The organism is Neobacillus ginsengisoli, from assembly GCF_030813055.1.
Window position 1 is genome coordinate 108,453 of the sequence record NZ_JAUSTW010000003.1, and the last position, 13,041, is coordinate 121,493.

Annotated in this window: 14 protein-coding genes; all 14 read right to left on the bottom strand. The window is 34.0% G+C overall.

Features of this window, described 5'->3' with window-relative positions:
- Nucleotides 1-60: 60 nt before the first annotated feature.
- Nucleotides 61-1,248 (bottom strand): glycosyltransferase, encoded by a 1,188-nt coding sequence (locus tag J2S10_RS09605; protein ID WP_307407009.1) that lies wholly within the window; start codon nt 1,246-1,248, stop codon nt 61-63.
- A 56-nt stretch (nt 1,249-1,304) separates the two neighbouring features.
- Nucleotides 1,305-1,655, bottom strand: coding sequence for a helix-turn-helix domain-containing protein (locus J2S10_RS09610; protein WP_307407012.1), 351 nt, complete (start codon nt 1,653-1,655; stop codon nt 1,305-1,307).
- Nucleotides 1,656-1,677: 22 nt separating this feature from the next.
- Nucleotides 1,678-2,823 (bottom strand): DegT/DnrJ/EryC1/StrS family aminotransferase, encoded by a 1,146-nt coding sequence (locus J2S10_RS09615; protein ID WP_370876190.1) that lies wholly within the window; start codon nt 2,821-2,823, stop codon nt 1,678-1,680.
- Nucleotides 2,824-2,851: 28 nt separating this feature from the next.
- Nucleotides 2,852-3,517 carry an acetyltransferase gene (locus J2S10_RS09620; RefSeq protein ID WP_307407016.1) on the bottom strand — a complete coding sequence of 222 codons (666 nt, stop codon included), beginning with the start codon at nt 3,515-3,517 and terminating at the stop codon, nt 2,852-2,854.
- Nucleotides 3,514-4,128 carry a sugar transferase gene (locus J2S10_RS09625; protein WP_307407018.1) on the bottom strand — a complete coding sequence of 205 codons (615 nt, stop codon included), beginning with the start codon at nt 4,126-4,128 and terminating at the stop codon, nt 3,514-3,516. Before J2S10_RS09625 ends, J2S10_RS09620 begins: the two co-directional genes overlap by 4 nt.
- A 28-nt stretch (nt 4,129-4,156) precedes the next feature.
- Entirely contained in the window at nt 4,157-4,297 is a 141-nt protein-coding gene (locus J2S10_RS09630) for a hypothetical protein (protein WP_307407021.1), read from the bottom strand.
- Nucleotides 4,298-4,315: 18 nt separating this feature from the next.
- A complete protein-coding gene (gene galE / locus J2S10_RS09635) occupies nt 4,316-5,389 on the bottom strand; it encodes a UDP-glucose 4-epimerase GalE (RefSeq protein WP_307407024.1) in 1,074 nt (357 codons plus the stop codon).
- Between the two features lie 22 nt (nt 5,390-5,411).
- Entirely contained in the window at nt 5,412-6,611 is a 1,200-nt protein-coding gene (locus tag J2S10_RS09640) for a glycosyltransferase (RefSeq protein ID WP_307407026.1), read from the bottom strand.
- Nucleotides 6,612-6,671: 60 nt separating this feature from the next.
- Nucleotides 6,672-7,817: a glycosyltransferase family 1 protein gene (locus J2S10_RS09645; RefSeq protein ID WP_307407029.1), complete on the bottom strand. Its 1,146-nt coding sequence runs from the start codon at nt 7,815-7,817 to the stop codon at nt 6,672-6,674.
- A 24-nt stretch (nt 7,818-7,841) separates the two neighbouring features.
- Entirely contained in the window at nt 7,842-8,909 is a 1,068-nt protein-coding gene (locus J2S10_RS09650) for an EpsG family protein (protein ID WP_307407031.1), read from the bottom strand.
- Between the two features lie 67 nt (nt 8,910-8,976).
- Entirely contained in the window at nt 8,977-9,861 is an 885-nt protein-coding gene (locus J2S10_RS09655) for a glycosyltransferase family 2 protein (protein WP_307407034.1), read from the bottom strand.
- A gap of 5 nt (nt 9,862-9,866) precedes the next feature.
- Nucleotides 9,867-10,973 carry a glycosyltransferase family 1 protein gene (locus J2S10_RS09660; protein ID WP_307407036.1) on the bottom strand — a complete coding sequence of 369 codons (1,107 nt, stop codon included), beginning with the start codon at nt 10,971-10,973 and terminating at the stop codon, nt 9,867-9,869.
- Nucleotides 10,958-12,109, bottom strand: coding sequence for a glycosyltransferase family 4 protein (locus tag J2S10_RS09665; RefSeq protein WP_307407038.1), 1,152 nt, complete (start codon nt 12,107-12,109; stop codon nt 10,958-10,960). The genes J2S10_RS09660 and J2S10_RS09665 overlap by 16 nt, the downstream gene beginning before the upstream one ends.
- A gap of 32 nt (nt 12,110-12,141) precedes the next feature.
- Nucleotides 12,142-13,023, bottom strand: coding sequence for a UTP--glucose-1-phosphate uridylyltransferase GalU (gene galU, locus J2S10_RS09670; protein WP_307407040.1), 882 nt, complete (start codon nt 13,021-13,023; stop codon nt 12,142-12,144).
- Nucleotides 13,024-13,041: the final 18 nt, after the last annotated feature.

Consider the following 13,041-nt stretch of genomic DNA (forward strand, 5'->3'; position numbering starts at 1 on the left):
ATATAAATGAGATTATTTCAATAGGCTTTGATTAATTAATTACTCCCTTAAATTATAACTTTATCCGTTTTCAACTAATTTATAGAATTTTTCGATCTGATCTACAGAACTATAAGGTTTTTCATTTTCTAGTTCAAAAAGTATTTTTTGTTTAAACTTGGTATCATCTATATATTTTGTGATGCCATTGTAAATACTTTCAACTGTATTTTCTACTATTAAACCATCGACATTATTTCGAATAATTTCTTTTGCAGTTGAGAAATTAGTGCAAACAATAGGTTTTTTTAATATCTTTGCCTCACAAACAGTTAGACCGAAGCCCTCTCTGATTGATGTTTGTACATATATATCGCAATTTCCCATATAAACATAAGGATTTATTTTTTTTCCAAGTAAAATAAAATAATCACTAAGCCCATATTGATTTATTAAATCCTGAAGTTTTGATCTTTCAGAACCCTCTCCTACTACAAACCATTTAAAATTGTATCCGTTATTTTTCAATAATTTAGCAACCTTTATTGCTAAATCATATGATTTTTCAGGAACTAATCTTCCAACAGTTAAAATCTTTACCTTATTTGTGTAATCATCAAATACCTTTTTTTCCTTGGCCTTTTGATAAATAACTTTAGGATCAATAATATCAAAGATAATATCAACCTTATTTTTATAATCTGTACTAATTTGAGCCACTGACTTTTTAATATACTCAGAAACTGCTATTATTTTATCAATACTTTTATAAGATTCATTATCAATTTTTTTATTAAAAGTAGTATTTATATAGTCGTTATTAATCCAAGCAAATTTCTTTGATGCAATTACTTTATTAGCTACAAAATAGGTTGGCATTCCCTGACTATAAGCTATAGCTACATCATATTCTTGCTCTATTGGTTTTAAATGCTTTTTTATACTTCTAAAAACCACTTGCTCGCTATTTAGACTATTACTTTTAATTTTGTTTACTCTTAAATTTAATGAGGTTAATATCCTTCTTACAATGAATCTTAAGTTTTTACCGTTAGAAAATTTAACTCCAGACAAAAACGAAAAATAATCTGGTATTGGTAAAATATTCACAGATTCAGGGATGAATTTCTCTAAATCACAACCTTGTTTGAAAAATAATAAATCAACTTCATACTTAGTAAAATCGAGTAAATTCAATAATGAAACTAAACTTTTTTCAGCACCGCCCATTGAAAGCGAATCTATTACAAAAAGTAATTTTTTTTTCATAAATACTCCTGATTTCTTTTATATTCGATTGAAAAAGGGAGATTACTTTTTATTTTCTATTTTTTTGCTCCCATATTTTGATTCTGCCACTTAATAAACTCAATTAATGTCTTATATTCTTGTAATTGTTCTTTTTCAATCCCTGATTCTTTTAATTCATGTACTAAATCAATCCATTCTTTATCTGGTACTTGATGATTTTCAACATTAGTTTCTGATTTCAGTAATATTTCTAAATCAACATTTAATACGAGTGAGATCTTTTTCATAACTTGAATAGAAGGATTCTGATTAAGGTTTCGCTCAATATTACTTAAATACGATTTTGATATTCCTGCTTTTTCTGCAAGCTCGGATAATGTTAACCCCTTTTTCTTGCGAATTTCATAGATATTTTTTCCTATCATTAACACATACCTCGTTTAATTCTTATATTTTTTGGTTTTTGAACACATCTCTTTCAATCCTTTTTCTTATTGTTTCTTTCATACAATGAATGACCCTCATTTGGTCTTCTTCAGTCATATTAGAACCGGAGGGTAAGCAAATCCCGTTTTCAAATAAATGTTCAGAAATACTCTCATTTTCACTATGCGGATAATAACGAACTCCTTTAAAAAGAGGCTGTAAATGCAGTGGTTTCCATACTGGCCGAGCTTCAATATTTTCCTCTATTAATATATTTAACAAGTCTTTAACCAAGACCCCCGATTCTTCTTCATTAATGGTAAGAGCAGTCAGCCACCGATTTGATTGTGTGCTGGCTAATTCAGGCATGAAGGAGATACCCGGTAAATAAGCTAACTCCTGAAAATACCGGTTGAATATGGCTCTTCTAGCTTTCACCCTATCACCTAAAACCTCTAATTGCGCTCTTCCAATACCCGCCAATACATTGCTCATTCGATAATTAAACCCTATAGTACTATGCTGGTAATGTGGTGCGGGATCCCTGGCTTGAGTCGCTAAAAATCGAGCTTTTCTTAACGACTCAACATCATTTGAAATAAGCATACCACCGCTTGATGTGGTAATAATTTTGTTCCCATTAAATGAATAAATTCCAAACTTCCCAAATGTACCACTTGCTTTCCCTTTGTACGTAGAACCAAGGGATTCCGCGGCATCTTCAATAATCGGAACATGATAATGATTACAAATGGCAAGAATTTCATCCATCTTTGCACTCTGTCCATACAAATTAACCACAATAACTGCTTTTGGCAGATTTCCTTCATAAGAAGCCTCTTCAAATGCTCGTTCTAGTGCCTGTGGAGACATATTCCATGTATATGGCTCAGAATCGATAAAGACTGGCTCAGCTCCCAGATAAATGATGGGATTGGCACTTGCTACAAAGGTTAAGCTGGAACAAAATACTTTATCTCCATGTTTTACATCTAATAAAGAAAGAGCCAAATGAATCGCTGCAGTTCCGGAACTAACTGCCGCCGCTTCATTGGCTCCTACATAATTGGCTATCTCTTTTTCAAATGCATCAACATTGGGACCTAATGGGGCAATCCAATTCGTTTCAAATGCTTCATTAATATAGTTGATTTCATTTCCACTCATATGTGGTGATGAGAGGAAAATCCTTTTTTTATACGTTGTATTGAGCAATATATTCTCCCCCACCCTCATTTACTTTAAAAATCTTAGCAGGAACACCAACAGCCATACAAAAGGAAGGAATATGATTGATTACAGTTGCTCCCGCTCCGATTATTGACCATTCACCAATCTTAATATTGGGAATAATTGTAGCTCCCGCCCCAATAAAGGCACCATTCTCCAAATGAACAGCACCTGTTAGTGTTGCGCTTGGGCACACATGAACATAATTACCAGCTTTACAATCATGCTCAATTACTGATCCTGTATTAATAATAGAATGAAGGCCGATTTCAGTATCTGCGTTTATCACCGTATACGGCATAACAACCGTACCTTTCCCTATCCTTGCACTTGGGCTGATTTCAGCAGAATTGTGAATTAGAGTTACATAATACTCATCAGGAATCTTAAGTCTTTGAGCAATTAATTCCCGTACTTTATTATCTCCTATAGCAATTACAAATTTTATGTCTTTAATATACTCAATCATTCTTTTAGCAGACTTAATTGGACCACAAAACGCATTTTCTATTAAACTTACCTGTTCGTATTTATCATCTAAAAACCCTACTATTTCGTTTTTTTCATCTGATAAAATCATATCGCATATCACCTTACTGTGACCTCCGCGACCTATAACAGCAATTTTCATCCATGGCCCCCTCCTACAGAAGATTTAGAGCCTGTAAAATGTTCCATTGTAACGTTGCCTGGCTGGCTTATTCCATCAGATTTCAAAACTTTGTATACCGTAAGAAATAAAATTTTAGTATCAAGTAAAAAGGAGTGATTCTTTACGTACCAGGTATCCAATTTAAATTTTTCTTCCCACGTAATCGCATTCCGTCCATTGACTTGGGCCCAACCTGTTATACCGGGTCTTACGTTATGACGCATGGCTTGTTCTTTCGTATAAAGTGGGAGATACTCCATAAGTAACGGTCTGGGTCCGACCAGACTAATATCACCTTTTATCACATTAACTAATTGTGGATATTCATCTAAGCTATATTTCCTTAAAAATTTACCAAATGGTGTCAACCTTTTAAAGTCAGGCAATAATTTACCATTTTTATCTTTTTCATCTGTCATGGTTCGTAACTTATAAAGGTAAAAAGGCTTTCCATATAACCCGGGTCGCTGCTGTTTGAATATAATTGGTGATCCTAGCTTTATCCAAACCATCAGGCCCAAGATGAAAAAGATTAGGAAAAGACTTACAAACAAAACCAATGAAAACAAGAAATCAAACAACCGCTTCATAACTAGCCATCCCCTGAAAAAATTCATATTACTTATTTGATAATACCTGCTGTTTTATTTCTTCTATTAATTCTGTTACATTAATACTTTCATTTTCTTGACCCCTCAAATAGGTGCTAATTAAAATCTCTTGAAATTTCTGAGGAGTTAGCGTTTCTGATATTTTCATATTTCTATCCTCACTTTATTAACTTTTAATAAAAAAGTCCTCACTTTTAGACATGTGAGGACTTTGAAAAACTTCTATTTTATTATCATATCCATTTGGATTATTAACCTGCCACCGCCAAGAATCCTTACACATTTCGTTAATATTCTTCACGGCTGCCCATTTAAGCTCTTGCTTTGCTTTTACTGGATCCGCATAACAAACAGCTGCATCACCAGGCCTGGCTTCAACAATTTTATATGGCACCTTTTTACCTGAAGCCTTTTCAAAAGCCGATACCATTTCCAATACGCTGTAACCTTTTCCTGTACCAAGGTTATATGCTTCAACACCAGTTGAATTTGAAACCTTTTGAAGTGCTTTCAAATGTCCTGCGGCCAAGTCCACTACATGAATATAATCTCGGACGCCTGATCCGTCTTTGGTCGGATATTGATTTCCAAAAACATTGAGCTCCTCCAATTTCCCTACAGCAACTTGTGTTATGTATGGCATTAGATTATTGGGAATGCCATTTGGATCTTCTCCAATAAGACCGCTATCATGGGCACCTATGGGATTAAAATATCTCAAAAGTGCAACACTCCAGCTATTATCTGATACGTAAAGATCATGTAAAATCTCTTCAATCATAAGCTTGGTCCGTCCATAAGGATTTAATGCTTCTAAAGGAAAATCCTCAGATATCGGAAATTTTCCCGGCATACCATAAACAGTTGCTGATGAACTGAAGACTAGTTTTTTCACATTATATTTTTTCATCGTCTCACAAAGGACAAGTGTGCCCGTAATATTGTTATGATAGTATCGAAGAGGAAGATAGACTGATTCTCCAACTGCCTTAAGACCCGCAAAATGAATGACAGCTTCAATAGCATTTTCTAAAAAAATTTCATTTACTTTTTTCTCATCCAGCAAATCAATATTATAGGATTTAAAAGACTGACCTGTAATTTCACTTATTCTTTTGATTGCTTCAGGCTTGCTATTGATGAAATTGTCTAAAACTACAATCTCATAACCAGCATTCAACAATTCAACGCAGGTATGGCTACCGATATAGCCTGCTCCACCTGTGACAAGTATTGCCATTACTTTATTCCCCCTTTAATGATTATGACTCAATTAAGCTATATAATTTTTCAATTTCATTCTCGTTTCCATAATCCATTGATCTCACGTTTGTTATGAGTTCATTTTTTAGTTCACCGTTTTCAATTATTTTTCGAACTCCTTTAACAATTCCCTCTACATCCTGAGATGTAATTAAAGCATCAATCCCATCTCTGGCCTGGCTGTTCGCAGTTGGGAAATTGGTGATAACAACCGGTTTGCCTAAAATTTGCGCTTCTCTAATTGTTACAGCCTTTCCCTCGTACCTTGATGGCTGTACATAAATATCACATTCTTTGATATATGGATAAGGATTTGTCTTTTTTCCCAGTAAGAAGAAACGGTCTTTTAATTCTAATTGATGAATTAGATTTCTTAATTCATCTTCAAGTGGCCCATATCCAACAACATACCATTCGACATCAAATCCTTCCTTTAAAAGTTCTTTACATGCCCTTATTGCATTATCAATTCCTTTTGCATGTGAAAGGCGGCCAACTGTTAATAATATTGTTTTATCCTGATCCTTTTTCATTTCAATCGGGATTCCATTATTTGCTTGTTTTCTAACGAAATCAGGTGAAAGAATGTTTTCAATCACCATTGTTTTTTGTTTAAAGTCTGGAAGAATCGTAAGAAAGGTGTTTGAACATTCTTCTGAAACAGCAACTATTTTATCTAATTTCCCCCACATCTTCACTTCCACTTTTTTGTTAAGATAAATATTGGAGTAATCCGTGTGAATCCAGCCAATCTTCATTTTTGCTTTTACTTTCTCTCCAATAAAATGATGTGGCCATAGAAAACCTATGGCCACATCATATTCTTTATTTAATTTAGGGAGAAAACGATTAGACATCTCCCAGCCATATTGAATGACCAAATACCCCGGTTCCTCAACCTTTTTAATTTTCCCGTGAAGGGAGCCCATATATTTTGCCATGGTTCTTGAAATTGCTAATGGATAAAACCCTTCTTTTGCAATCTGTCCAATGGGCATTCTAAACGTTGTATATGGAGGCAGTTCTGGTAGTAAATTTGGACCTGGTGGCAATAAAGGAAGGAATTCCCCTTCATGTTTAAATAACAATAGATCTACGTCGTATCTACTGTAATCAATATGACTTAGTAAACCAATGAGACTTCTTTCGACACCACCGATTGCTAAATCGAAAGAGGTGATTAAAATTTTCTTTTTCATTAGGTAATACCCTCTCTGAAATTATAATAAAAAAGTTGCCATTTAAACGGCAACTTTCCATTACATCATCAATTGGCTGGCCCCATATAATTCCACCCAATCACTGACGTTATTTTTAATGTTGAAGCCACGATTGGACACCCTATCATAAATCAGATCATCGTCAGGTCTTGCCATTAGTATTGATTCTTTAATCTTATTGCACCAACTATCCAAACTCTCATCAAGATTGACAAAGGATGTTAAACCTAAGCCCATATCTGTAGCTTTAGGGACTGTATCTGCAATGACACATGGGGTTCCAGAGCATTGTGCTTCTATTGTAACAATGCCAAAGCCTTCGAATTTTGAAGGAAATAGAAATACATCGAAAGCCTTCATTAATTTAGGGATATCTGACCTAACTCCTAGAAACCTTATATGATTTAGTACTCCAAGCTTTGCCGCTTCTTTTTCAATATTAATTCTTAATGGCCCATCGCCAATTAATAAAGCAACATAATGATCGTCTTCCTCTATCAATTTTTTCAAAACCTTCAAAATAAAAAAATGATTTTTTGAATCTGAAAACCGTCCAACATGACCTATAATTTTTACATTACCCGATAAATTTAGTTCATTAATAACACTATTCCTTAAATTTGTTCTTGCCATAGTAAATTGTGCAATATCTACCCCATTCTTAAGAATACTTACTTTTCCTGTTTTTCCGATATTTTGACCAAATAAGAACTGTGCGGCTTCTAAACTGCAGCTACAGTAATTTGTCGCCGATATCTTTATTAAAGAGCGAAGTATGATTAGGGTGACCCAACTCTTGAAACTTTTTGCTTTTGACCAGTTATTACTGTGTGAATGACAGATTCTTTTGTTGATACCAGCTATTTTTGCTGCTAAAGCTGGAAACCCGCCTTGATAGTCTGTATGTGAATGAACCGCGATATAGGAGTTAGAATTCATAATCTTAATTAAATTCTTTATATAGGAAAGTGGTCCAAGGTTTCCGAGACTAGGAATCTTATAGATTCTTCCTCCAAGTGTTAAAATTTCTTCATCGAAATCCCCTTTTTTATTCGAATGGGTTATGAAATCAAACTGTAATTTGGTTCTATCTAAATTTCTGTATATATTCATGATTAAAGTTTCTGCGCCGCCACGTTCCATGGAGCTAACAATGTGTAAAATCCTTTTAGGTTCCTTTTCCATTTCATCAACTCCATGTTTTTTCTATCAGATATAATTACTTTGGTAAATAATATTTAAAGATTTAACACTCTCATAATAATAATAAATCAAATAACAGACCAAAATGAGATAATAGACAACCCTTTGATCTTTCTGATTAAAAAGCTTTACGATCCATGAAATTAAAATTAATTGATATAATTCGAAATAAATCGAAAATCGTGCAAATATCCAGTTTTGTGTTGAAACTATCATAAATATAAACCCTATAATCGACATATTTACAATATAATCACTCTCTGGGAAAATCCCCCTGAGTTTTTCCCTTCCAAAATAAGAAATTATAATGGGTACCCCAAATACTGCTACCCTTAGAGTGTTTGCGCCGCCTTCATTAAAATTCTGGTAGTGTCCATACTCGGTGTCCTTAATGGCCGAAAATAGTACGGATGAAAATTTATCAAATCCCAAAACTATGAGTACAGAGAGACCTAAAAGGATAAAAGTAGCCTTTGACCAAGCTCTATACCTAGATAAAAAATAAATGGGTATTAAAACTAATGCACTTTCATGGAATGTGGATGCAAAAAGAACAACCAAGATGTATCTTTTCCAACTTCCATCAATTAGAAATTTAGTTGCAGTAAAAACTATTGCTGCAGCTAGACATTCCCTTATTCCATTCATCGAAACTAAAAACCAACCACCTGTAATATAAACATACGTACTTAGCTCAAACATTCTTGAGTATTTATACAAAACAATAATAATCAGTACATTGGTAATGATTGCAGTAGTTAATAGTAAAATTTGTGGATCACTTGAATACCTCTTTAAGATCATTTGTAAAATTCCAAAACCGATTTCTTTTTGAGATTTAACAAAGTCCCAAGTATAATTATTTATTTCAAATGAATGCTTGTAAAAGTAAGTATCCCCAATGTTAGATCGTAAACCGGAAATCACCGCTAATGAAAACAAAACACCAAAAGCTAGAAATTTATTTGGTTTAATGGACATTGGATATATTGTTGCATATGTTGTAACGGCGAAGTATCTTGAAAAAAAGGACAACATAAAAACTATGGCAAGGTTAATCCATAGGATAGTCATAAATTATTTCCTTTCAGAGGTACTTTTTCTTTTGGTTATCATCAAAAAACATGCTTAAATTAATAATTCAGACAGTCCTTGTTTTAGTTGAAATATATAAAAATAATAAAATACCAAATGGGATTGCCAAAAATGTATGAATTTTGTATGGGGTTTCGCTTAAAAATCTCCAATTATTGCTCATTAAACTGCTCGAGACAAAATGAATTGCTTGCCTAAACTTAAATGATGAACTCGTAAAAGGTAATTTCATTAACTCTTTACGATAAAAAGCGAATCCCCTAGGGTTCTTTCGGTACTGATTAAACATATTTAAAGATGACCCATCAGGGAGGTACTCAACACAACAAAGCACTTCATTCATTAACAACATTTCATACTCTTTATCAAGCATATAATATTTATAAGCTAGCCCAACATATTTCTCGTTATTAAATATTGGATAAGGATATTTCCTGGTTAGATCAGTGCGATAGACAAGCTTTTTATCCCCACTAACACCATGCTTATAATAAAGATCAAACAATGTAGATTTTATAATGTCTTTTGGTAATTTTGTCCCTATGATTCTATCATCGCTATCTGCATCAAGACCGATGATACCACTTACTTTTTCACTTCCAAATTTACTCCAAAAATTTACTATCTTTTCAACTGCTTTCTCTGGCATATAATCATCCGAATCAATACAAACATTTAATTCTGTATCAATAAGTTCATAGGCTGTATTGTGCGCACCATGCATTCCCTGGTTTTCTTGCCTATGATATTTAATTTCAATCTTATTCTCCTTAATCCAGCTATTTACTAATTCCAATGTATTATCGGTTGAGCCATCATCAATGATTAACCAAACAAAATCAGTACATGTTTGATTAAGAAGGCTTTGATAACAGTTATTAAGGCAATATGCTCGATTATATGTCGGAGTAAAGACCGTTAGCTTTTTCAAAAAAATCACCCCGAAATACTTAAATAAAATTCTTCAATATTCCCCGCTGTTTCTTTAATATCATATCCTTGTATTGAAATTGAATTTGAAGCAATCCTTCTGTTGAATCCTATAGGTTCAATTCCTTTTATTTTTTGTACCCACTGTTTTAGATCTGTTAGCGGAATGAAATCTACTAAATTACAACCAAGATCCACTTCCTGTGAAATATTATCTGATATTAAGCAAGGTAATCCAGCGCCCTGTGCTTCTATCAATGAGACAGGCAATCCTTCATGCAAAGATGGGAATACTAATACATCAAAAGCTTGGAGTAAACGATGTATATCACTTCGAATTCCAACAAACTTTACCTTGTCTACTAAGTTTAGGTCCCTTACTTGTTTCTCAATATCAACTCTTAATGGCCCGTCACCAACTAATATCAATACAGAATCATTGTTAATTTGGCTGAAATTCGAAAATATTTCAATAAGGAAGTGATGATTTTTTTGATGTGCAAATCTTCCTATATGGCCTATTACAAATTGGTTAGTAAGATTTAGTTCTTCCCGTATTTCTTTTCTTATTTTAGGAGAGTAGGCAAATTTTTCACTCTCAATCCCGTTTTTTAAGATTTTTGCAGAGTTTGATTTTCCTGTAAATAACCAATCAGCCGCTTTATTTGAACAGGCAAATAAATTGGTGGCGCTTGTTAAAATGTATTTCCCTATATACCATTTATAAACTCTTGCTGCAAATCCTCCCTCACTGCTAGTGTTATGACTATGTGAAATTCGAATTGGGATTCCTGCCCTTTTGGCTGAGCGAAGAACCAATCCAGTCATCTTATCCATGTGTGAGTGGACAATTTTATATTGATTATTTGCAGAAAAAAAATGATCTAACTCATTCACATATTTGAAATGGCCAACATCCGAAATGTAAGGAATTCTATGGACATTACCACCCATTTTTAGTATTTCGGAATCGAATACACCTTCTTTACATGTCAAAAAGTCAAATTGAACCTTAGAGCGATCTATATTCCGATACAGATTCATGATCAACGTTTCTGCACCGCCCCTGTTCATATTGACAACAACATGCAATATCCTTAATGGACTGCCCACATTGCATCCTCCATTTCATCCATATACAATCTATAAATATCGCTTTTTTCCTCAAGGATTTTATTTATGCTATACCTCGTAAGGATCAGGTTACGTCCATGTAATCCAAGCTCATATTTTAGATTCCTATTTCTTGCAAGAAGCTTTATCTTATTTGAAAACTCCACTGAATTATTCTTAATAATAAAACCATTTTTGCTATTTTCTATTAGTTCTTTATGCCCTCTATTTTCATTTGCGATAACCGGCAATCCGCAGGCCATCGCTTCCATAATATTCACTGGAAGTCCCTCACGAAAACTCGACCCAACTGCTGCGTCACACATTTTTAAAAGCTCCTCAATATCATCCCGATAACCGAGAAAGTCAACCATCCCATCAACACCTAACGTAACGGCATGTTCTTGACATTCCTTTAATAAGGGCCCATTTCCTGCGAGTAAGAGCTTCATATTCGGCACCTCATTTTTAATTACGGCTAAGGATTCAATAAGCAGCTTTTGGTTTTTATTTTTGTTAAATTCAGCAGCATAAAACATTAAAAACTCACTTGTTTTATACCCTTGAGCTTTTCTAATAATATCCTTTTGATCTTTTTCTATTGGTTTAAACATCTCCGTATTAATGCCGACACCATGAACATGCTTGATTGATTCAGCCTTAAATCGATGTTTGTTTGCCAGATTAAAATCCTCCTGATTGATCGTAATCAAACAATCTGTAAACCTGGAAAGAAACTTTTCAATCGGATAATATAGAATCCAGTTAGCTATAGGTGCGCCTTTACAAAAGTGAAAGCCATGGGCAGTATAAATGACCTTAGTCCCATTCTTTCTTGCCATTCTTGCAGCTAACCGAGTGAGCACTCCACCCATTGGTGTGTGGCAATGAATAATCTTATATTGATGTTTATTTATAATTTCTTTAAGCTCTTTGTAAGCTACTAAATTCATTTTGTTCAACGGAGATCTTTGAATGGGAATATTAAATTTTCTGTCTACATACGGTAGCTTCAAATCTCCATTTGCTGCAACATGAACCTCCCACCCTTGCTCCTTAAACCACTTCAAATATGGAAGGTGGAAGGCTTTGAAGTGGAAATCCACTGTGGCACAAAAAAGCACTTTTTTAGGCATTTTTATCACCTCCTATTATCTTTTTGTACGAATTATTCCTTAATTAGCTCTTTATTCAGTACAGATGATAAATAATCTAACAATTGATTCCTCAAATCATCACGTTGTAATGCAAATTCAATACTTGTTTGAATGAAGCCCATTTTTTCACCGACATCGTATCTGACACCTTCAAAATCATAAGCGTAAACAGCTTCGTATAAATTCAAAGCAGCTATTGCATCAGTAAGCTGAATTTCTCCACCAGCTCCGGGTTCCTGTTTACCTAATATTTCGAAAATTTTCGGACTTAAAATATATCGGCCAAGAATAGCAAGATTAGAGGGTGCCTCTTCTTGTTTTGGTTTTTCTACTAAACTATTAACACTATAAAAACGTTCGTTAATAAAATTACCGTCAACAATTCCATACCTCGATACTTCACTTTCTTCAACTGTTTGCACACCAAGGATAGAAGCATTGTATCTTTCATATTGATCCATCATTTGTCTTAAACAAGGTTTATCTGCTTGCACAATATCATCACCCAAAAGGACGGCAAATGGTTCATCGCCAATAAACTTTCTCGCACACCAAATGGCATGACCTAATCCTTTCGGTTCCTTTTGACGAATATAATGGATGTCAACCAACTTCGATGATTTTTGAACCTCATCTAATAAGGCAAATTTCCCTTTTTCATATAGGTTTTGTTCTAGTTCAAAAGAGTTGTCAAAATGATCTTCAATCGCTCTTTTGCCTTTACCGGTGACGATAATAATATCCTCAATCCCTGACTCTACTGCTTCTTCCACAATATATTGGATAGTCGGTTTATCAACTATTGGTAGCATTTCTTTAGGCATTGCTTTAGTTGCAGGAAGAAACCTCGTACCTAGTCCTGCTGCTGGTATAATTGCTTTTCTAACTTTCATTACATACACTCCTTTAAA

Bases quoted from the DNA above. Each gene is read 5' to 3' on its own strand.
- galU (WP_307407040.1), bottom strand. From the start codon at position 13,023: ATGAAAGTTAGAAAAGCAATTATACCAGCAGCAGGACTAGGTACGAGG.
- J2S10_RS09650 (WP_307407031.1), bottom strand. From the start codon at position 8,909: ATGACTATCCTATGGATTAACCTTGCCATAGTTTTTATGTTGTCCTTT.
- J2S10_RS09620 (WP_307407016.1), bottom strand. From the start codon at position 3,517: ATGAAAATTGCTGTTATAGGTCGCGGAGGTCACAGTAAGGTGATATGC.
- J2S10_RS09640 (WP_307407026.1), bottom strand. From the start codon at position 6,611: ATGAAAAAGAAAATTTTAATCACCTCTTTCGATTTAGCAATCGGTGGT.
- galE (WP_307407024.1), bottom strand. From the start codon at position 5,389: ATGGCAATACTTGTCACAGGTGGAGCAGGCTATATCGGTAGCCATACC.
- J2S10_RS09615 (WP_370876190.1), bottom strand. From the start codon at position 2,823: ATGAGTGGAAATGAAATCAACTATATTAATGAAGCATTTGAAACGAAT.
- J2S10_RS09625 (WP_307407018.1), bottom strand. From the start codon at position 4,128: ATGAAGCGGTTGTTTGATTTCTTGTTTTCATTGGTTTTGTTTGTAAGT.
- J2S10_RS09630 (WP_307407021.1), bottom strand. From the start codon at position 4,297: ATGAAAATATCAGAAACGCTAACTCCTCAGAAATTTCAAGAGATTTTA.
- J2S10_RS09645 (WP_307407029.1), bottom strand. From the start codon at position 7,817: ATGGAAAAGGAACCTAAAAGGATTTTACACATTGTTAGCTCCATGGAA.
- J2S10_RS09605 (WP_307407009.1), bottom strand. From the start codon at position 1,248: ATGAAAAAAAAATTACTTTTTGTAATAGATTCGCTTTCAATGGGCGGT.
- J2S10_RS09665 (WP_307407038.1), bottom strand. From the start codon at position 12,109: ATGCCTAAAAAAGTGCTTTTTTGTGCCACAGTGGATTTCCACTTCAAA.
- J2S10_RS09610 (WP_307407012.1), bottom strand. From the start codon at position 1,655: ATGATAGGAAAAAATATCTATGAAATTCGCAAGAAAAAGGGGTTAACA.